At 58.3% G+C, this 20,287-nt stretch carries 19 protein-coding genes; 6 read left to right on the top strand and 13 right to left on the bottom strand.

Features of this window, described 5'->3' with window-relative positions; all coding sequences use genetic code 11:
* Nucleotides 1-34: 34 nt before the first annotated feature.
* Entirely contained in the window at nt 35-973 is a 939-nt protein-coding gene (locus tag JAO29_RS10945) for an NAD-dependent epimerase/dehydratase family protein (RefSeq protein ID WP_334268249.1), read from the top strand.
* An 840-nt stretch (nt 974-1,813) separates the two neighbouring features.
* On the opposite strand, the gene JAO29_RS10940 is transcribed toward JAO29_RS10945, so the two are convergent.
* The 3 genes from JAO29_RS10940 to JAO29_RS10930 form a co-directional block, all read right to left on the bottom strand.
* Nucleotides 1,814-2,935, bottom strand: a complete 1,122-nt coding sequence (locus JAO29_RS10940; RefSeq protein WP_334268248.1) for a hypothetical protein — start codon at nt 2,933-2,935, stop codon at nt 1,814-1,816.
* A 262-nt stretch (nt 2,936-3,197) separates the two neighbouring features.
* Nucleotides 3,198-4,295: a redox-regulated ATPase YchF gene (ychF, locus tag JAO29_RS10935; protein ID WP_334268247.1), complete on the bottom strand. Its 1,098-nt coding sequence runs from the start codon at nt 4,293-4,295 to the stop codon at nt 3,198-3,200.
* Between the two features lie 91 nt (nt 4,296-4,386).
* Nucleotides 4,387-5,010: a CGNR zinc finger domain-containing protein gene (locus tag JAO29_RS10930; RefSeq protein ID WP_334268246.1), complete on the bottom strand. Its 624-nt coding sequence runs from the start codon at nt 5,008-5,010 to the stop codon at nt 4,387-4,389.
* Nucleotides 5,011-5,051: 41 nt separating this feature from the next.
* Between JAO29_RS10930 and JAO29_RS10925 the strand changes: the two genes are divergently transcribed.
* Nucleotides 5,052-5,981, top strand: coding sequence for an EamA family transporter (locus tag JAO29_RS10925; protein WP_334268245.1), 930 nt, complete (start codon nt 5,052-5,054; stop codon nt 5,979-5,981).
* 222 nt (nt 5,982-6,203) lie between these two features.
* Nucleotides 6,204-7,451, top strand: coding sequence for a rhamnogalacturonan acetylesterase (locus tag JAO29_RS10920; protein WP_334268244.1), 1,248 nt, complete (start codon nt 6,204-6,206; stop codon nt 7,449-7,451).
* A gap of 6 nt (nt 7,452-7,457) precedes the next feature.
* On the opposite strand, the gene JAO29_RS10915 is transcribed toward JAO29_RS10920, so the two are convergent.
* Nucleotides 7,458-7,955 carry a GNAT family N-acetyltransferase gene (locus JAO29_RS10915; protein ID WP_334268243.1) on the bottom strand — a complete coding sequence of 166 codons (498 nt, stop codon included), beginning with the start codon at nt 7,953-7,955 and terminating at the stop codon, nt 7,458-7,460.
* Between the two features lie 411 nt (nt 7,956-8,366).
* On the opposite strand from JAO29_RS10915, the gene JAO29_RS10910 reads away from it, so the two are divergent.
* Nucleotides 8,367-9,902 (top strand): DUF1254 domain-containing protein, encoded by a 1,536-nt coding sequence (locus JAO29_RS10910; RefSeq protein ID WP_334268242.1) that lies wholly within the window; start codon nt 8,367-8,369, stop codon nt 9,900-9,902.
* A 162-nt stretch (nt 9,903-10,064) separates the two neighbouring features.
* On the opposite strand, the gene JAO29_RS10905 is transcribed toward JAO29_RS10910, so the two are convergent.
* From JAO29_RS10905 to JAO29_RS10895, 3 genes are all read right to left on the bottom strand, one after another.
* Nucleotides 10,065-10,313, bottom strand: coding sequence for a hypothetical protein (locus JAO29_RS10905; protein WP_334268241.1), 249 nt, complete (start codon nt 10,311-10,313; stop codon nt 10,065-10,067).
* Between the two features lie 229 nt (nt 10,314-10,542).
* Entirely contained in the window at nt 10,543-11,010 is a 468-nt protein-coding gene (locus JAO29_RS10900) for a hypothetical protein (protein ID WP_334268240.1), read from the bottom strand.
* A gap of 125 nt (nt 11,011-11,135) precedes the next feature.
* Nucleotides 11,136-11,813, bottom strand: a complete 678-nt coding sequence (locus JAO29_RS10895; protein WP_334268239.1) for a Bax inhibitor-1/YccA family protein — start codon at nt 11,811-11,813, stop codon at nt 11,136-11,138.
* A 279-nt stretch (nt 11,814-12,092) separates the two neighbouring features.
* Here JAO29_RS10895 and JAO29_RS10890 point away from each other — a divergent pair, with 279 nt between their 5' ends.
* Nucleotides 12,093-12,854: a hypothetical protein gene (locus JAO29_RS10890; protein ID WP_334268238.1), complete on the top strand. Its 762-nt coding sequence runs from the start codon at nt 12,093-12,095 to the stop codon at nt 12,852-12,854.
* A gap of 104 nt (nt 12,855-12,958) precedes the next feature.
* On the opposite strand, the gene JAO29_RS10885 is transcribed toward JAO29_RS10890, so the two are convergent.
* The 5 genes from JAO29_RS10885 to JAO29_RS10865 all read right to left on the bottom strand — a co-directional run bounded on the left by JAO29_RS10885 (nt 12,959) and on the right by JAO29_RS10865 (nt 16,740).
* The gene (locus JAO29_RS10885) at nt 12,959-13,708 is read right to left on the bottom strand and encodes a 3-keto-disaccharide hydrolase (RefSeq protein WP_334268237.1); all 750 of its coding nucleotides are present in this window, start codon (nt 13,706-13,708) and stop codon (nt 12,959-12,961) included.
* Between the two features lie 85 nt (nt 13,709-13,793).
* A complete protein-coding gene (locus tag JAO29_RS10880; protein WP_334268236.1) occupies nt 13,794-13,976 on the bottom strand; it encodes a hypothetical protein in 183 nt (60 codons plus the stop codon).
* A gap of 118 nt (nt 13,977-14,094) precedes the next feature.
* Entirely contained in the window at nt 14,095-15,441 is a 1,347-nt protein-coding gene (locus JAO29_RS10875; protein WP_334268235.1) for a GDSL-type esterase/lipase family protein, read from the bottom strand.
* A 234-nt stretch (nt 15,442-15,675) separates the two neighbouring features.
* Nucleotides 15,676-16,143, bottom strand: coding sequence for a cupin domain-containing protein (locus JAO29_RS10870; RefSeq protein WP_334268234.1), 468 nt, complete (start codon nt 16,141-16,143; stop codon nt 15,676-15,678).
* A gap of 120 nt (nt 16,144-16,263) precedes the next feature.
* Nucleotides 16,264-16,740 (bottom strand): VOC family protein, encoded by a 477-nt coding sequence (locus JAO29_RS10865; RefSeq protein WP_334268233.1) that lies wholly within the window; start codon nt 16,738-16,740, stop codon nt 16,264-16,266.
* Nucleotides 16,741-17,354: 614 nt separating this feature from the next.
* On the opposite strand from JAO29_RS10865, the gene JAO29_RS10860 reads away from it, so the two are divergent.
* Nucleotides 17,355-18,053 (top strand): DUF1269 domain-containing protein, encoded by a 699-nt coding sequence (locus JAO29_RS10860; RefSeq protein WP_334268232.1) that lies wholly within the window; start codon nt 17,355-17,357, stop codon nt 18,051-18,053.
* 237 nt (nt 18,054-18,290) lie between these two features.
* Here the strand turns inward: JAO29_RS10860 and JAO29_RS10855 are convergent, their stop codons facing one another.
* The gene (locus JAO29_RS10855) at nt 18,291-20,231 is read right to left on the bottom strand and encodes an FG-GAP-like repeat-containing protein (protein ID WP_334268231.1); all 1,941 of its coding nucleotides are present in this window, start codon (nt 20,229-20,231) and stop codon (nt 18,291-18,293) included.
* Nucleotides 20,232-20,287 lie beyond the last annotated feature (56 nt).

The raw sequence follows: 20,287 nt of genomic DNA, 5'->3' as shown, positions 1-20,287 counted from the left end.
TCCCGCCCGATGAGTTTGTGGAAGAATTACGCCCATGAGAATTCTGCTGGCAGGCGCATCCGGAGCCATCGGTCGAACCCTCATCCCTCTCCTCGTCGAGCAGAAGCACGAGGTCTTCGGCGTCATTCGCAATCCGTCGCATCAGGAGCTCGTCTCTGCGCTCGGCGCTACTCCCGTGGTTGTCGACATTCTCGACGGCCACGCGGTAGGCTCGCGTCTCTCCGAGATCAGACCGCAGGCGGTCATCCATCAGGCCACCGCGATTCCCGCGAGGCTCGATCTGCGCCACTTCGAGCGTGAGTTCGGTCCCACCAACCAGCTGCGCACCGAAGGCACTCGCAATCTCGCCACCGCTGCCGTTCGTGCCGGTGTCGAAACCTTCCTCGCGCAGAGCTTCGCCGGATGGCCCTATGCTCGTCGGGGAATCATGCTGAAGAGCGAAGAGGACGATCTCGATCCCTCACCGCCACCGCAGATGAAGACGACCTTGGATGCCCTCGAGCTGCTCGAGCACATGGTACTGCGTGAGCAAGGCTTCAAGGGAGTCGTGCTGCGCTACGGTTCCTTCTACGGTCCGCACAGCTCGCTTGCGAAAGACGGCGCGATGGTGGACGAGATCCGGAAGCATCATGTTCCTGTGATCGGTCAGGGAACCGGCGCGTGGTCCTTCATCCACCTGCATGACGCCGCAACGGCCACTCTGGCCGCGCTCACCCTGGCACGGCACGGGGTTTATAACATCGTCGATGACGATCCCGCACCCGTCCTCGACTGGCTGCCGCACCTTGCGCAGTGTGTCGGTGCACCTCCGCCGCGACATGTGCCTAACGTGCTGGCAAAGATGCTTATCGGCGAGCACGCCGTGGCTCTGATGAATGACGTTCGCGGCGTCTCCAACGCAAAGGCCCGCAACGAACTCCAGTGGACCCCAAAGTGGAGCAGCTGGCGCGAAGGCTTCCGCGAAGGACTCTAACACCATAAAGGTAAAGCTTCAAAGGTCCACGCAGATTCATAAGCTATAACAACGATGCTCTCGCACTCGCGAGGACATCCATCACTTTCGCTTCTACTTCGGTGAATTTCGTTGTTGTCGCCCAGATTTCGAGAATAGCGTTTCTCGGTACTTACCTCAGATAGTGCAGACGTAATAGTGATTGATCAACGGCCGAACTTTACCCGCACACTCTTCTCCAAAGCCGTTTTCTGAACTTGGCGAGTGTGTGCGTTGAGCGATCGGCAATGCAATCTCGTCGGACACGTCATGGATTAAGAATGTATTCGGACCTCCCGCGATTCCCACGGACCAGTCATAAACGACAAAACTGTCATCATTCGACCTTGACGAACTGCCAAGCTGACCGACTCCGAATCCTGCGGTTAGCCCAAGATGTATAAAATCTGCGGCCAAGTTGATCGGTCGCCACGACAATGCAGGCAGGAGAAGTACTAAGACAACCGATCCTGCTCTTCGCGGGCGTTTCCTGATGACGCAATATGCGCCTATAGCAAGGAAGACGGCAGCTGCGATTCCATAACCGAGTACTGAAAGCGGGATAAGAAAAAAACTGACCGATCCGGGAAGCTGGCAGAGGAGGGTTAATGTGGCGACCAGAGTCAAAGACAGGAGCGCCGGCTTGAGCGACCAGCCATCCGTTCTCATGATGGTGCCTTTCAGATCCACAAATCAATATAAGCGTTCCCGTGATTGGTACCGACATGTCGGCTTCTCTTCAGCAATATACTGCTTCCGGAAAACGGCGTTTATCGGGAGTAACGCCCGAAAGCTAACCTGCAACTCTCGGTCGCAGGTTAGCTACTGAACGGCCCAAGGCTCCAGCCTGTTGATGTGCGTCAATGAACCGCTGAACATTCCCATATGGCCGTGTTCTCCGGCTTTGAAAGTTCCCTGACAGATGATGTATCTGTTGTTGACGTCCAGGGCCTGCTTCTCAGAAAGGTCCGCAGGTCGATCAATCCAGATAGCATTTCTCGAGATCGCGTGTTCGAAATCTTCTTGGTGTAGATAGATCGCGTTCCCTTCAAATTCAAGCCTCAAGAAGCCAATGAGCTGAACCTGTTTACCGTCGTACTTCAATGGGTTCGCAATAAGCTCTATGATGCTGACATCTTGAGCGCGTTCATTGAACTTCTGTTCAAAGCTCTGCACAGCTTCAAGCGTCGATATTGTTTGACGACGTAGCGCGGGCTCCGTCGATTCTGCAAGTGATGAGATGGAAGCGGCGGATTGTCTGGCTCTGCTACCTAGGGCGCTGATAGCTCGGAGTGCTGCCAATCGTTCAGGCAGTGGTTTCGTGACATCGATTGCTGTTTGAACCCACTCGACCTGACGCGATGCCACGGATTCTCCCATTGATTTGATTACCCGCATAGCGGGTGCAGCGGTGCCCGCATTCTCTAAAAGAGGCATTAGCGCAGGAACTGCTCGAGGTCCAAGCTTTTCCAAAGCGAAGTCAGTCTGGTTCTGACTCCCCTTAGGCAGGTCTTCGACAAGCGCCTCAATCGCGGCAGGAGTTGCGATGGTGGCAAGTGGTTTCGCCATCCATCCTCCAGGATCGCGTCGAAGAGCCGCCTGAAGTTCCGGAACGTCTGAAGGGGACCAGGTTTTCCAGTTGTACAGGATCGCTTGAGATAGGTTCCGCCACCCTATATTGTCGCCAGCAGCACGTCTTAAAAGCTCGATCTTTGCCGGTTCTCCAAATGTGGAGAGCTTTGCTGCAATAGCCTCCTCATCCGGGCTGGTGGAGCCATCCGAAGTTCTAGCTTTCGAATCGAGAGCACTCAGACAGGATTCAAAATTTCGACATCCGCTGAATGCCGAAGGCAAAGAATACGCGTGTATGGCACGCGACTCGGCGCAAAGGGCTAGAAACGAGAACGTAAGGCCCGCGCAAATTCTTGTTGAGATGAACTTCATATCGATAGCATCTTCATTTTAGACACCGAAGAAGCTTGCTCAGTTCCCAATCAGAGTAGACGGCCTTTCGCTAGCAGGGCGGATAAGTCCTCATAAGTCGGCTTCTCGTCAGCGACTGATCGGGATGGAGAGCAACGAGTTTCGTAAGAGCCTTGAGTCCCTTTCGGCCCTTTGCGCAAAAGAAACCGGCGACTATGCCGGTTTCTTCTGTTTCAGGAAACACAGTGAAGGACACCTGTAAAAACAGGAGCGGGCATAATCTTCAGACGTTGAACTTGAAGAAGAGAATGTCGCCGTCCTTGACGACGTACTCCTTGCCTTCCGACCGCAGCAGACCCTTCTCTTTGACCGCCTGCTCACTGCCGTACTTGAACAGGTCGTCGCAGGAGTAGCAGTCTGCCTTGATGAAACCGCGCTCGAAGTCGGAGTGGATCACCCCTGCAGCGCCCGGGGCCTTGGTCCCGCGGCGAATCGTCCACGCCCGAACCTCCTGCACGCCTGCCGTGAAGTAGGTGATCAGGTCCAGCAGGCGATAGGCCGAGTGGATCAGACGGTTCAGTCCCGGCTCGGTGAGGCCGACCGATTCCAGGAACTCTGTACGCTCCGCCGGATCGAGCTGCGCGATCTCACTCTCGAGCGCACCGCAGATGCGAACCACCTGCGCACCCTCTTCTGCTGCTCGCTTCTCGACGGCCTCGGTATAGGCGTTGCCCATGGTCAGCGCAGCCTCATCCACGTTTGCGACGTAGAGCTGCGGTTTGGCCGTAATCAGGAAGAGCTCGCGTGCCGCGATCCATTCGTCATCGGTCAGATCGGCGGTGCGCGCCGGCTTTCCCGCCTCGAGAACCGCCTTCAACTTCGCAACCGCCGACGCCTCGGCCTTGATCTTTGCGTCCTGGGTATTGCGTGCAAGCTTCTCGACGCGTTGCGCACGCTTCTCCACCGTCTCGAGGTCCGCAAGCAGAAGCTCGGTGTTGATGATGTCCATGTCGTGCAGGGGATTGACGCCTCCCGCAACGTGCACGACCTCCGGGTCGTCGAAGCATCGGACCACGTGACAGATGGCATCAGTAGCGCGGATGTGCCCAAGGAACTGGTTGCCGAGACCCTCTCCCTTGCTTGCTCCCTCTACCAGGCCGGCGATGTCGATAAACTCCATCGTGGTCGGGACGGTGCGATTGGGGACCACCAGCTTCGTGATCTGGTCCAGCCGCTCGTCGGGCACGGTCACCGTCCCCGTATTGGGGTCGATGGTGCAGAACGGATAATTCGCTGCCTGTGCCTTTGCAGAGGTCAGGGCGTTAAAGATGGTGGACTTGCCCACATTGGGCAGGCCGACGATTCCACAGTTCAAAGGCAAAGGGTTCCTCTATTCATCGAGCTGGTCTTGATGGCTCGGAAAAAGCTGTCTCTTACAGGATAGTCGATGCGTCGGGTTTCGGTCCCTTCGCTCAGCGTGCGCTGCGCTGCTCCCGAAAGCGGCGAGCCTTGGTGCGGTTGCCACAGATTTTCATATCGCACCACCGCCGCATGTGGTTCTTGCTCATATCCAGAAAGAGCCAGCGGCAGGCTGCGTCCGCACAGGCGCGCAGGTTACCCGCACTCGCCGACGTCAGCGCATCGGCTGCTGCCTGGCCGAGCAGCCACACCGGGAGCGCCGGGTCGGTCTCCTCGGCCCACACGAGCTTCACCCCCGACGGCGTCCACCGCAGGGTACGGTTTGCCTGCGCGGCGTGCATGTACCGGTCGAGCCTGAGGACGCCCTCGACCGGCGGTTCCACCCGGTCAACCATGGCGTAAAACACCTGAGCGGCGCTCTCCCTCAGGTCCCGGGCCTGCTGCAATGCGCGAGAAGCCGTGGGACCCTCGGTACGGCGCAGTGCTTTGGCCTGCCGCTGGCTCAGGAGGCCGGTCTGCTCGGTAAAGCGCAGAAGATCTTCGTAGGTGTTCAGCAGCTCTTCCGCGCCGGCTTCACGAAATCTCCAGTCCAGCGTGTTCACAAGATCGACTGCGGGGTGTCCGGCGACGAGTTGGAAGGATTTGGTCACAATTGTTCGAGTAACCTCCAAAAGCATGTTTACAGGTTATGCGGGGATTCGTAAAGTAGTAACCACCTATGCCGGGTATACAGGTTAGCAACGAACTCACTGCGGAACGCCGAGGCTTCGACGTGGGGGTCGTCTTCGCCTTCCTTGCGATCTACCTTCTGTGGGGTACGACCTTCTTTGCTATCAGGATTGCGGTCCACCAGGTTCCCCCGCTGTTTGCCGCCGGGGTGAGAATGTTTCTTGCCGGATCCATCCTGTTGGGCTTTATGCGGCTGCGTGGAGCGGTGCGTCCGACGAGGCTCGAATGGCGCAACCTGGCCCTGATGGGATCGCTGATGTTCGTGCTCGATTACGGCGCGCTCTTCTGGGCCGAGAAGTACATTCCGTCCGGGATTGCGGCGGTGCTTTCGGCCACGGTTCCGCTGATGACCATCGCATTCGAGATCTTTCTGTTCCGGATGCAGCCGTTTCGCTGGAGCCTTGTCGCTGCCGTTCTGCTGGGCTTCTGCGGCGTAGGCGTCCTGTTGCTTCCTGATCCTCACCAGAAGCTGGCGCTGCTTCCCTGTGTCGTGACCCTGCTTGGAACCGCGGGCTGGTGTCTGGGAACGGTGCTCAGCCGCAAGCTGACCTTGCCCAAGTCGCGCCCGGTCACAGCGGGAGGTTCCATGATGATTGGCGGAGCGGTCCTTCTGTTGCTCTCCGGAGCCTTCGGCGAGCTGCGCCCCTGGCCCCACGTCACGCGATCCGCCGCCCTGGCACTGGCGTACCTGATTCTGTTCGGCTCGCTGCTGGCGTTTACGGCATACGTCTGGTTGCTGGGCAGAATGCCGGCGAGCACCGTCGCCAGCTACGCCTATGTAAACCCCGTGGTGGCGGTTGCGCTGGGATACTTCGCTGCGGGAGAGCCTCTCACAGCACACGTCGTCGCCGGTGCGGCACTGGTGCTGGTGAGCGTGTACCTGATCCTGCGCAGGGCCCGCAAACCCGCTACGGCATGACCGCGGCCCTCCGCGAGACGATTGAGTCGATGCGTCTCTGAGTGCTGTCTGGATCGATGTTGGCTGCGCGCGAGAGCGGAGAGCCGTGGTAGCGTTCATAGCCGGCAGGTCCATCGATCGCACGTAGCAAAATACGGTCTACTTCCAATGGGAGAAGTTGTTCTCTATAGAAAGTGATAGGCTTTTTCTGGTTGCAACTCTGGCTCGGGAGTGGATTTCCGGATGAAGGTTCTGTGGGCGGCGGGTTTGTTGTGTGTGGCGGCGATGAGTGCATCCGCAGCGCCAGTTGTGCTGGTGTGTGGGAAGACGGCCTCTGCGCGGTTTAGCGCATCATCGGCGGAATTCGATCTTGTAGCACCTCCCGTGCAACAGACGAAGGCGGGCTGTGCGAGTGATGCTCCCTTCTTTATCTCCTTCCCGGCGACGGATGGAAATTATCGGGTGACTGTGGAGTTGGGCGGAGACGCGGCAGCAGATACCACGGTCAGGGCGGAGTCGCGACGGCTGATGCTCGAGCAGGAGAAGACGAGGGCGGGGCAGTACAGGAAAGAGAGCTTCGTCGTGAACGTGCGCACGCCGGAGATTGCCGGGGGAGACCGCGTGCATCTGAAGCCGCGCGAGATCGGGGCGCTGGACTGGGACGATAAGCTGACGCTTGAGTTCAACGGCGACCATCCCTCGGTGCGGAAGATCTCCGTGGAAGCCGTGAGCGATGTGCCGACGGTCTACCTTGCCGGAGACTCGACAGTAGTGGACCAGGATAAGGAGCCGTGGGCGGCGTGGGGGCAGATGCTGCCGCGCTTCTTCGGCCCGAAGGTGGCGATTGCGAATCACGCGGAGTCCGGCGAGACCATCCGCTCGTTTGAGACGGAGAAGCGCTGGGAGAAGATCTTCTCGACCCTCAAGCGAGGCGACTACCTGATGCTGCAGTTTGCGCATAACGATCAGAAGCCCGGTCGCGGCTACGTTCCTGCGGCCACGGATTACACGGCCCTGGTGAAGAAGTATGTAGCAAAGGCAGAGGCGATCGGCGCACATCCGATCCTGGTGACCAGCATGAACCGGCGCACCTTCGACGATGCGGGGAAGATCACCGACTCGCTCGCACCTTATCCGCAGACGCTGAGGCAGATTGCGGAAGCGGAGAAGTTGCCGCTGGTGGACCTGAATACGATGAGCAAGGTGATGTGGGAGACGATGGGACCGGATGGCACGCTGAAGGCATTCGTGCATTACCCGGCTAATACCTTCCCCGGGCAGACAGAAGCGCTGAGCGATAATACGCACTTCAACAGCTATGGGGCCTACGAACTTGCCCGGTGTGTCGTGCAGTCGTTGCGCGAGCAGAAGAGCCCGCTGGTGAAGTGGATGCGTCCCGGAATCCCGGCGTTCGATCCGGCGCATCCGGATCCAGCGTTCACACTGCCGCGAAGCCCGATGGTCGATACCGCCACGCCATACGGAAGGTAGGCAATCCTATTGCGAGGAGTGCCAGTTCAGGTCCGCCAGAACGACTGAGCTGTCGATCTGGCGTTCAGGAACAGTCCAGTACTTTCTCAGCAGCGGCGCCTTCTCCTCCGGGCTGACCAGACGAAAACCGTGGCGCTGATAAAAACGGATCGCCCAGGACGCATCTGCCCAGGTACCGATGAGGACGGGTTTGTCCGTAAGCTCGCGCAGGTGCGAGAGCAAGAGCGTCCCTATGCCTCGCTTCTGATGCGAGGAGCGGACATAGGCGTGGCGAATAAGCGTGACGTCCTGCACATGCTGCAGGCCCATGACGGCAATCAGGGAGCGACCGTCGTCGAAGCCGGTGAAGACTACACCTGAGTCGATCTCGTGCCGGAGCTTCTCGCGCGACATGTAGGGCTCAGTCCACCGGTCGGAGGGAATGACTCCTCGATAGGCCTGCGCACCGTCATTGATGATGTCGTAGATCTGCTCGAAGTCGTGTGCGGCGCAGATGCGAATCATGGAAGCTCCTGGTTGTGCCCTTGAAGATGGCGCTCGTCAGGCGGAGGATTCATAAGAATTTATCTTTCTCGAGCCGGCCTCTAATCTCCCGAAGGGTATGAAGCTGCAGCGGCAAGATGACGTCGCTTTGCGAGCACTGGACTTTTCGTAACTCGGCAGCTACATTGATGGCGCGGCTCCGCAGAGCTTTGACTTCTTGATGTGCGGTTAGTCTCCCTCAGTGTTGCCGGACGCGTCTGCAGTCACGACTGCGCGGCGATCCGCTAAAGGCCCGAAAGATCGGCAGAGTACAGCACCGAGTCTAATCACGCCGCTCTCTTCGTTACCGGCCCCTCGTGATCGGCCCCTCCCCGGGAATTCAATCGGCCTCCTGTGTCGAATCGATTCACGTTTTCCAAACGGAGACATCCCATGAAGAGACTGTGCCAAGCCACTTATGCTGTTGCCCTGCTGATAGCTGTCGCCGCTACCGGGATCCAGGGAAATGGCCAGACGCTGGAAGACATTCAACGCTTCGCACCCGGCGTGGTCGCCGATGGTGTGCTCAGCTACATCTACGGATATCCGTTGATGATGTTCGGGGTGACGGGCCGAACAGCGACGACCGTGCCGAACGCCGATACGAAGCTGGGAGCAGCTCCTCTGAACCAGTTCGGTGCAGAGAAGGTGCTGCCCAATGCATCGTTCACGGCCGTCGTGCTTCCAAGCACGTCGACGCTGTATGCCTCGTCGTTCCTCAATCTTTGTCCGGAGCCGGTGATTCTGCACATCCCGAATATGGGCAGCCGCTTCTTTATCCTGCAGATGCTGGACGGATGGACTGAGGTAAGTCCTCTGTCGCCGGGATCGGACAAGTCGAGCCAGGAGGGTGACTATGCCCTGGTCGGGCCTACCTGTTCTGGCAGCAACCCGCCTGTGATTCCCTCCAATATTCGCGGAACTATCCCGTTCGCGACCAGCTCCGTGTGGATCATCGGTCGTATCTACACGGACGGCACGGATCCAGATATTCAGACTGTCGTCAACACGATCTACCCGGATCTGACGCTGACTCCATTGAGCAAGTATGTTCCGGGGCAGAAGTACATACCTCCGCAGCAGCTTCCGGTGCAGCCATACGCCGATGTCCTTACTCCTCCCCTGCACCAGGTCAATGCGATGGATGCATGTGCCTTCTTTCAGAATCTAGCCGCGATGATGAACTACAACCTTCCGGTTCCGGGACAGGACGATCCGGTGCTCCCTGCTCTGCTGCGTCTGGGGCTGGTCGCGCGCAACAGCGACCCGACCAAAGGAAGTGTTCCGATTACAGGAACAAACTTCGATTGCTCCACGATGCGTCCGGAGAGGCTGGCAAATCTGCAACAGTCTGTCGTGCTGGCCCAGAAGCTTATGGACACCGTTCCCACGACGCAGCCGACCTCAACCGGTTGGCTTGTCTCGCTGGATGTAGGCACCTACGGCCGGCGATATCTGCTGCGGGCGGAGGTCGCCAAAGATGCGCTTGGAGCTAACAGGAAGGAAGACGCGGTGTATGGCTACACGCAGACCAACGGCCACGGGCAACCCCTGAGCGGACGCAGAAACTACAAGATTCACTTTGACAAATCCGGAACCTCGGGTCTTCCGCCGGTGCATCCGGGCGGCTTCTGGTCGTTGACGATCTACGATGCCGACGGAAAACTGGTACCGAGTCCCGATCCTGTTTCAGCGAACTGGAATGCGGTGGGGATTCCTTCCGTTCAGGGACATGCGCCCTGTCTGAACAATGACGGTTCTCTTGATTTGTATCTGCAGGCCGAAGAGCCTCCGAAGGGATCGAAGCAGTTCTGCAACTGGTTGCCGACTCCTGCGAGCGGAGGATACATCGCGTTTCTACGGATGTACTGGCCGGGGGATGAAATCACGAGCGGAGACTGGACCCCGCCGCCGATTGAAAGGAACTAGGCCTGAGCGCGCGTGAGCACAACCAAGGGTGCTCGCACGCTGCTTCTCCGGCCTCGGCGCTGTTGTCGGCAGCTTCGATTGTCGATGGAGATCGCTGCCGCGGTCGTGCTGCAGCAGGTCGTGCGATCTCGCGGCTCACAATCGGTCGAAGCCCGAGGGATCCTAGGCCACCAGGTACGGCTCGTTCAAGATGGTGCCGGCATCGGCCTGCTTCCACTCGCCCAGACAGCGGCTTAGTAGAGCAGTTGCACAGCGTTCGCCGCAAAGAACGACGATGTCATCCTGCAAGGCGAGGTGATAATCCCAAGGCATCAGTTCAAATCGAGAAGCACTGCATTTTGCGAGGATCCAATGATTGCTGACCTTCTTCTGAATCCCGCAGGTGCAGGTAAATGTTGCGGTCGCCGCCATGGCTACCTACTTTCTCACGTCAGTGACGGTGGTTTTCATGTTTCCTGTCTCTGCGAGAAAGCAATCAGGCTGCCAATTTGTTAATCATTCTGTAACTTACTCATTCCGCGCCAATTCCGCAGCTCGCCGAAACAAGGATGGAAACGTGCCTCCTCACGGCGTGAGCCGGAAGAGAGAAAACTGTTTCCCTCGCGAGGGGAACTCACGTGGATTCAGGCCTGGGGCGAGGCTATCTTACGTAGGAAAATGTCCCGCACAGATCCGTGGAGTTGGAGATGGCGTCGAGGGTAAAGACAGGCGGCTTGGCTCCGGAGAAGAACGCCAGCTGCATCGCATTTCCGCGAGCATAGGTGACCATCCACTGCACGCCTTCAGAGCCGCAGAGGTTGTTCTTATGCACGAACTTCTTCTCCGCGGGGATGTTCAGCCGGTACAGACTGCCTGTCGGATGGGTGGTGCTGTCGGCATCGAAGACCGCGCTGACCTCACCGGCCTCGAGTGTCCGGATTTGCGACATCGTGGTGGTGTAGAAGTTGATCATGATCTTCTCGTCGGCCAGCGAGACGTCTCCCGTGATGGATCGAGCCGTCTGGCTGGACGCGCGCCAGTAGCCCTTGTCCTGCGCGTGGGCGCCGAGGGTGAGGAGGAAGAGCAGGGCAGGAACGGCTGCGGTTCGGAGGGATGTGAGACGCTTCATCTCTTCCAGAATGACACTTTGGGCGCTTTTGAGGAAATGTCGCAGGCCCCTGTCGTGCAAATGCCCCGCTCCTGAAGCTGCAGGAGCGGGGCATCCGATCTTTCGGTACGAGGTGCAGGAAGAGCTTAGTCGCGGCTGCGACGGCCGCCCATCAGCTGCAATACTGCGAGGAAGATGTTGATGGCATCCAGGTAGATGGAGAGTGCAAGCGAGACCGCCGACGCTCCATTGCCGCCAGCGCGGATGCGGGCGAAGTCACCGACCGTCAACAGGGTAAAGACGCCCAGAGTCAGCCACGAGTACGCATCCGGCGTAAGGAAGTGGAAGAACATGCTGGCGATTCCGGCGATGATCAGCAGCAGCAGCGCCGCCATGCCCACCCCGGCGACGCGCCGGTAGTTGATGTTGAACAGGTACGAGATGCAGCCCATGACAGCCATCCCCGCGCCCGTGGTTGCAGCGGCGTTGAAGACGAGGCTGCTGCCGTAGGCGTGGATGTAGCGCTGGATCAGAGGCCCGATCTCCCAGCCCATGAAGTAGGAGAGCCCGAAGAACAGCGCGAGCCCGAGCGCCGGATTGGCCTTGCGGGCGAAGCTGATCCCGAAGACGAGTCCGAAGACCAGGATCATCCCGGGCAGGGTTCCCCAGGCGGGAGCGGTGACCACACCGAAGGCGGTGATGATAAAGCCGACCGCGGTGATCCCAAGCACCTTGGCCAGCAGCGAGGTGGTCTCCTCGCGCGGCGCGTCAATGATGGTGGGATAGCTGCGGTACTCGTTCATGCGGTAGTCGTTCATTGCCATGCTTTTTCACTCCAACATTATTGGACGCCTTTGCGTGCATTTTGTCATGTATCGGGCCAGACCAGCAGTCAATCCTTCGCGTGATGAAAAGGCGAGCCTTAGAGATCGCGCAGTCTTGCGCCTGCCGTGGCACCACGTTTTGCAGCGTAAAACGTGCCGCCGAAGTCCTTGCCTGACGCATGAACTGGGGGTACGATGTGCGTGTTCCCGTTACTTCTGAGTTCTGGGGCCCGCATCGAGTGATTGCCGGGAACGCCAACTCATCCCAGGAGGGGGAACATGACTCTCAAATTCCTTATTAAAACAGCCTTGGTTGCGGGCGTTGCGACGGCTTCCGTCCTCGGCCAGGCTCCCCAGCAACACGCCGCGGCGGCCGCGCCTGCCGACGGCATCACGATGGACATGATGCCGATCACCCAGGACCAGCTCACCCAGTGTCGCCAGCAGGCCTCAGGGCAGTTGACCGACGAGCAGAAGGCGCTGCACGATCGCGAACACGGCCAGGACAAAGACAAGATGGCACAAGGTGCTGTCACCGGAGCTACCGGCGTGGCGACCAGTGCGGTCTCTCGCAGAAACGGGTGGGGCTGGTGGGGCGGCAACAATAACGGCGCACAGACAGCCGGAGCCACAGGAGCAACCCAGCGCACCGAGCGCAACAGCCAGGACGTGGCCAGCACGACCGCGACCAGCCAGCAGGTCGGAGTCGACGCCTACCAGCAGTGCGTGAACGGCATCAAGGGGCCGGAGTATGTTCACTTCCGGCAGACGGGCCAGCTTCCAGGAGCCGCTGCTCCCACGCCGGCCGCAATCGCCGCAGCGCCTCCGCCGCCTGCTGCGAAGTCGCCGGTGCAGGATGAGGGAGACGGGAAGCACTTCGTGTTGACGGCTCCGGGCCAGACGGACCCGCGCGAGGTAACGCTTGTCGCCGGAAGCAAGAACTCCTACATCGAAGAGGCGACCGGGGACAAGTACATCGTGATGCCCGACGGCGGAGTGACACGCATTCCCCACGTCAAGAGAACGACAGCGGCGAAGTAGCCGCCAACCTTCTTCTCTGACCGCCGCAGGCAATATGTCTGCGGCAGCGGGAGATGTGCGCGCTTGTAGGTTCTCCCCTCGAAAGGCGAACACCCCCGACAGACCTACTTGCCGGCAGGAAGCTCGCGGATCTTGATATTGCGGAACGATACCGGGAAGCCGTGATCCTGCAGCAGGAGGTAGCCATCGTGCGCCTCGCCGAAGTTGGGCCAAACGTGATACTTGCTGTCGGCCACCAGCTTGCGGAACTGCGGGGTGAAGCGCTCGTACTCGACTACCTTGACGCCGTTCAGCCAGTGCTCACCATGGGCTCCGCGCACGACGATGCGGGCGGTGTTCCACTCACCAATCGGCTTGACGGGCTTGTCTTTCGCCGCGGCGATCATGTCGTAGAGCGAAGCCATCGTGCGGTCGCCGTTGACGCCCTTCTTCGCGTCCGGATGGCGCGCGTCGTCGAGGATCTGGTATTCGAATCCGATCGCTGACCCCGAACCCTTGTTCAGGTCAGGATCGACGAAGTACTTGATGCCGCTGTTTGCGCCGGGAGTAAGGCGGAAGTCGACCATCAGCTCGAAGTTCGCGTACTTGCGCGTGGTGATGATGTCGCCGGCGTTGCCGCCCTCTTCGCCACCGTGCTCGGTCACGGAGATCATGCCGTCTTTGACCTGCCAGCCGCTAGTGGGAAAGGTCGGGCTGTGGTCGCCGCGCCAGCCGTTCGAGGTCTTGCCGTCAAACAGCAGATGCCAGCCCTGCGCTTTTTCCTGCGGGGTAAGGGTATTGGGAGCAGTCTGCGCGATGGCAGGCAGAGTAATAGCGACGAAGGTGAAGGCGAGGGAGACAGCGCGAATCAACATGGCTTTCTACGATACGCGGCCCGGATGATGGTTGGGTAGATGGGCGCGCTGGCTCTCGAAGGCCGCTGGTCGAGAATACTCTTCGTTAGGCGGTAATCGTATGCGTTGCCAGGTCAATGACAACGGAATCATTCAGTGTCTTGCTCGATGTCGTATCGGTAGCCGTGGAACCCATGTTCTGCTCCAGCGGTACAGGTGCCCCAATGCTTTTGGACGCTTTTGCAGCCCGTTTGTCCTGTCCGGAGGGTAGTGGGGGAGATGACTTCAAAACATTTTCATCGGACGGCATCAGGCCGAGTAGGACGGAGAAGGACCTCCCTGGCATCTGCGCACGTCTCACTCAAGTGCCGAGGCGCAGGAACAGGCATGAAGTGACTCGGTCTCATCTACTTCCCCAGAATCGCCGTAATATCAATCGCACTGTTCTGCACCCCATATCCAGCCCCGTTCGGGTGAAAGTTATCTCCAGAGTTCAAGCTCGGAATCATAAAGTCGGGGTGAGCAGGATCAGCGAGTGCAGCGTCGAAATCTGCGATCGAGACAACCCCTGCGAGCTGCGATCCGGTTTCACGGATCCAGGCATTGAGCGCTCTTCGTTGCGTCGAGCCGGGGTTCTCCGGGCCCGGATTGACGTCACCGGCATAAGGATTGTCGGACGTCGGCAGCGGAGATCCCGTCGTGCAGTATTCGGAAGGAGGAAGCGTCGCCAGGATTATCCGAATTCCTGCAGCGTGGGCCTTTGCGACGATGGCGGTAAGAGTTCCTTCAACCGTGGTGGCTGGCAGACAGTAGGTGCGCACGTCGATGCCGCCGATATAGATGACGACCGCCTTGATTCCGGGCTGCTGCAGAACGTCATGGTCAATGCGGTCGAGACCACTTGTAGCGCCAGAAGTGCTGGTGCCGGCAGCATCTCCCATCAGGCCCGCGTTGAGGACGCCTACCGGAATGGCTGCTGCATTCAGGGATTTGCCCAGCCAGTCAGATGGCCGCTCGTTATCCTGCCCGGGAACAGGAACGTTGGCAGCAGGATAGGAATTTGTATCTCCGTAGTTGGAGTTATGACCATCAACCGACGAGCTTCCGAAGACCGCCACCGTTCCCTCATATGGTCCGTAGACGTCTACATTGGAAATGGAGAGCCATTCCGTTGTGGTCTCCGTGAAAGAGGCTCCGGTGGAGTCATTCGTTGCATCTCCTGCTCCAATCGGTGTAGTGAAATTCGTTTCAACCTGAGAGTCATGCTCCGTCAAGGCAGGAAACGAGCCCTGCATATAAACGGATATCGCAAGTTTTTGACCATAGGTATAGGAAACGTCAACCGGATCGGAGTAGACCTCCTGGTTCGGTTGAATCGTTACCGATGGATTGCCGGAGAAGGTGAGTGCAGCATCGTGGGCCTTGTCAATCGCAGGGCCCGAGCCTGACGCGATGGCCAGGCGTGCTGAACCTATGCTGATGGCTGTGGCGCCGAAGTAGTTGGAGAACCGTACTCGCTCCCGGCTGCCGGCCAAGGTCGGGACGACGATAAAACGGAAGCTCTGTTCGCTGCCGCCTGGATTGCTGGACGTAGCCAATGCGTTTTGCGGCGAGGCTCCCCAGCCTACGACCCACTGAGACGTCGGCGATGATGTAATCGATGAGACCGTCTTCCCGGAGTTTGAGCAACCACTGAGCAGGATTGGAAGCAGAAGAATTAAAACGCAGGTCGTGCAGTCAAAGCGTGATCGCAAGTCTAAGTGAGCCTCTACGGAAGATGAACCCGCTCCAGGTTGAAACGCGCCTTTCCGTTAGAAGTTGCTGTCCTTCGACAAGATTTATGTTTACCGAACGCAGTGTTCCTTTATTTAATCGGGCTTACCGACGAGGCCGTCGCGAAGATACAGGCACCAGAGTTGTACCTCACCGACCTGTGGGGCCACCCCGCCTGCAAGATTGACACTGTCTTCGATTGCCTTTCCGGGATCTCAACCAGCCGGGTGAATGCTCTCCAACTCAGGCAGAAGAATGACGCTCTCCTGCTCGTTGGGGTCGGTGCGGGCGATGACGGCGACGACCGGTTCCGTGGTGCTGGGGTTGTAGGGAAGGTGCGGCATGTTGGCGGGGATGTAGAAGAAGTCGCCGGGGCGCACGATCGTGTGGTGCTCCAGCCGCTCGCCGTACCAGACTCCGGATTCACCGGTGAGCGCATAGATAGCGGTCTCGTGCGAGGCGTGCTTGTGGGCGCGGGCGCGGGCGCCGGGAGGAATGGTAACGAGCTGCATGTGGATGTGCTCGGAGCCGACGGATTCGGCGGAGATGCCAACGGCGTATTCGAGGCCCTGCTTGCCCGTGAAGGTCTTGCCCGGCTGGAGGAGGCGGCATTCGGGGGAAGAGGATTGAGTGGTGGTGGTCATCGGGCGATCCTCGCGATCTGGTGAGGTGATGTGACCCATGGCTATGGTACTCCGCGCGAGTAGAAGTTGTGTGTTCGTGCTTTCCGCGACTGGCTCACTCACTGCGATGAGATCTGGGCGGAGGCCGGGCGCGACGGCCTTGCCTCCTGCCACATCAGGCTATGCCGGCTGCATGATCTTCTTCATGCGTTCTTTCATCTCGTTGGGAGAGACATCTTCGATATGCGTAGCGATGCCCCAGAGGTGTCCGAAGGGATCTTGGATGAAGCCGGAGCGATCTCCATAGAACTGATCCTGAACCGGCTTGAGGAGCTTCGCCCCTTCTGCGGTTGCGCGCTTCACGACATCGTCGACATCTGGAAGGTAGACATAGAGGCTTACGGGGCTGCCGCCGACTGTGTCGGCGCTGATGTGTCCCGGGCCCATGCTGGGCGATTCGTCGGCCAGCATGATGTGCGAGTCGCCGATTGTGAGTTCAGCGTGACCGATGGTGCCGTCAGGCCCGGGCATACGCATGGTCTCCGTGGCTCCGAAGACCTTCTTGTAGTAATCGATGGCTTTCGCGGCGCCCTTGACGACCAGATAGGGCGTGACGGAGTTGTTGCCCTTGGGAATGTACGAGACTTTGTCTGCCATGATGTTCACCTCATGAATCTGGGTTGGAAGCTGGAGGTTTTCGGCGTGCACGCGGCAGTGGATTCGATTAAGTCGCTTTTAGTGGGCCGATAGGTATGGGGAGGTTGGGGCTGCCGGGTACTTCATCCGACGGAATTGCGTGCGGGGATAAGTTACTCCCTTCGAGGGAAGATGGCGAGTGGAAGGTGTGGAAAGTCTGAATCGCGAGGGGTGGGAGAAGGACGGTTCGCGCGATGGCCGAATCTCCCACCTTAGCGACGATGCCGCCATCGCGAAGATGGGCACCCAAATTTGTGCTGACCTAGATTCGGACCATGCGCCGATGATGTGAAGAAAGGGGTTTGCGCGCGGCGCGAATGGACCACCGGCCTCGCTTGCAGGAAGATGAGTGGCGGCTTAAAATGCCCTTCCAAGTTCGCAAAGTCGTTTCTCAACGACCTCCGCAGAGTTTTCGGGGACCGCCGCCCAATCCAATGAGAGTTCGGCGGTGACCGCTCCTTTATCCCGTACAGGACAGCCTATGAATTGCGAGCGGAGCGGAATATTGCGGAATTCATAATTCTGAATGTCCACAGGCCCAAATCAACTCAGTAACGAAGCCAAGGAGATGACTTATGGATCGCATGCTAGTAGTAGTCTTCGACAGCGAAAACAAGGCGTATGAGGGCAAGAAGGCGCTTCAGGAACTGGCCAACGAGGGCAGCATAGGGCTGTACGCCCAGGCGGTGCTGGCGAAGAAGTCAGATGGCACGGCAACCGTAAAACAGGGAGAAGATGCCGGACCGATCGGCACTCTTGCAGGGACATCCTTCGGGGCTCTCATCGGCCTGTTGGGAGGCCCGGCGGGGATGCTCGCAGGCGCTGCGGTTGGAATGAGCGCGGGTGCGGTAGGAGACTTTGCAAACCTTGGCATCGGCGAGGATTTCATTGACGACGTCACCAAGGTGCTCAAGCCGAACAAGGTCGCGCTGATTGCCGAGATCGACGAGGAGTGGATTGCGCCGGTGGATACCCGTATGGAAGCCATCGGTGGAACCGTCTTCAGACGCGCCCTTGCGGAGGTGCAGGACAAGGTCTGGGAAGAGAATGTGAACGCCATGAAAGCAGATCTAGCCCAGATGAAGGCAGAGCAAGCCCAGGGCCGAGCTGACCAGAAGGCAAGGATCCAGGAGAAGGTCAGCCAGCTGGATGCCAAGATACAAAACCAGATGCAAAAGATTAAGGGCTTACGCGAGGCCGCGACCGTGCAGGCGCAGGCCAAGGCCGACGTGCTGAAGGCGAAGGCAGCGGCTGTCCGGACCAGAACTTCGTAAGATTTGTTTTTTTGTGTTGAGAGGGAGGCTCGACAGAGCCTCCTTTTTCTCTAGCACGATGCGGAGTTGCGGGCTGGTTTTTTAGTCTGCGTCAGAGTGATTTCATCTGTGTATACCGGAATGTGAAGGAGTTTCCGAGCGGGATGCGGGGGGTGAAGGTGCCTTATCGAGTGTAGGTTCGCGCTTTGCGCGAATGGCCTATTCATGCAATGAGACTGCATGAATGAGCACCCGGCATTACTGAACAACCAGAGTTGCCGTGCTAGTGCGCGTCAAGGTTTGCCCACCTAACGTGACTGACGAGGTGATGGTGAACTGTGTTGTTCCTTGAGGCGTTCCCGCAGTCGTTGTGGTTGACTTCGTGCTTCCCCCGCTGCATCCGGTGGTGGAACCGATAAGAGCCAACGCTACCGTAACCGCGAGTAGCTGAATCGGTCTTCGCCTTCGCAGCGGAACCAACATGGTAAAAGCAATCGCAGTGAGGCTGAGATTTGCGGCGTTAATCTTCGATCTATTCTTGGAGGAGACAGGGGCAGTGGTATGCACCGTGAGTGTTGCAGTCGCGGGTTGGCCAGTGAGTGGAACAGTTACCGGATCGCAGCTGGCAAGCGATGGAAGTTGAGCGCAGGTGATAGAGATTGTGCCGGTGAGTCCACCTGCAGGAGTGACAGTGAGGCTGTAGGGAGCAGTACCACCTGCGGTGATGGTCTGGGATGCGATGGGTAACGCGACCTGGAAGTCAGCTATGGATTGAGTGATGGCAGAGCTCGTGGCGGGAAGGAAGTTGTTGTCGCCGGAGTAGCTGATGGTAAGCGAATGCTGGCCGACGGAGAGATTGGACATCGAGAAGGTCGCCTGTGCATTGGCGTCAAGGGTCTGTTGACCGAGTGAGCTGGTTCCGTCCAGCAGGGTTACAGTGCCGGTGGGAACGTTGTTGCCGGTGCTGGTGATCTTTGCCGTGAATGTGACCGATGAGCCAACGAGCTGCGGGTTCGCGTTTGCAATGAGAGCGGCTGCGGCTGCAATCTTCGGCTTGATGGAGAGGAACACGGAGATATTCTGAGTGATGTTATTCGCGACAACGATGTCGGGAGTCCCATCACCGTTGAGATCGGTAACAGCCATTCCAGCCACACCTTGGTCGATCGCCGCGCTGAAGTCAGGCGTGGTCTGAAGAAACTTCCCGGTTCCATCATTGAGGAAGATATTAACGGTCTGACTGAGGTCATCGGCGACAACACCATCAACCTTTTTATCGCCGTCCATATCGACTGCGGCTACAACGGCAGCGTAGGACGAGCTGTCAAACTTGCTTGGAATGGGCGTGTAAAAGTATGAAGGCGATGAGGTGTCAAAGGTTCCGTCGCCTTTGCCGAACAAAGCGACTGTAACGAATTGGGCGCTAAGCATTAGGTCGGGATTGCCATCCGCATTGAAATCAGCGGAAGCTAATGATCGAGGTTGGGGGTAGCTGCTCGTCGATAGTGTTGTGGGAGTGTTGAAAGTTCCGTCTCCGTTACCGGGATGATAGATAACCGCTGAAGTGGGTACGGGGGAAGCAATTACAACATCGTTTTTTCCGTCTTTATTAAAATCGTCAGAAACGACTCCGGTATAAAGGCTTCCCCCACCGAGATTGGGTGATGTCACCTGTTGAAATCCGCCTTTGCCATCTCCGATGTAAGAGGAGGTAGACCCGTTCCCACCAAAAATGAGATCGAGATGCTTATCGCCATTCACGTCCACGGCAATGCCGGAGACGTATCCGTATGAGCCTGGCAAATTCTGTTTCTGTGTAAACGTGCCGTCACCATTGCCGATGAGGAGGATATCTGCCTGTAGCCCGGCAACAGTATCCACGATAAGGTCCTGTTTTCCATCCTCATTGAAATCACCGGCAAGAAGTTGGCCCGGCCCTAAGGCGTCCATGACGATAGGCGTCGGCTTCGGCGAAGTAAATGCGCCAGTTCCGTCATTGAGATATACCTGAACGGCCTTGACATTGTTGTCAGTTACCGCGATATCTGGCTTACCATCGCCGTTGAAGTCAGCGACCACCATTCCGTAGAGGTACTTGAATCCGGTTGTAATATCCGTCCGTGATTTGAATTGCGGAGCAGCGGCAAAGGATGTCGAAGCGAGGGCAGGAAGAAGGAAGGACAACAAGAAGGTTTTCATCGACTCTTTAGCTGCTCGTTTAGGATAATGACGCCTTAACTTAGCAACGCAGGTGA

The organism is Edaphobacter sp. HDX4 (assembly GCF_036877565.1).
GTDB lineage: Bacteria > Acidobacteriota > Terriglobia > Terriglobales > Acidobacteriaceae > Edaphobacter.
The sequence above is the reverse complement of the archived record's forward strand: the minus strand, read 5'-3'. Positions and strand labels throughout refer to the sequence as shown.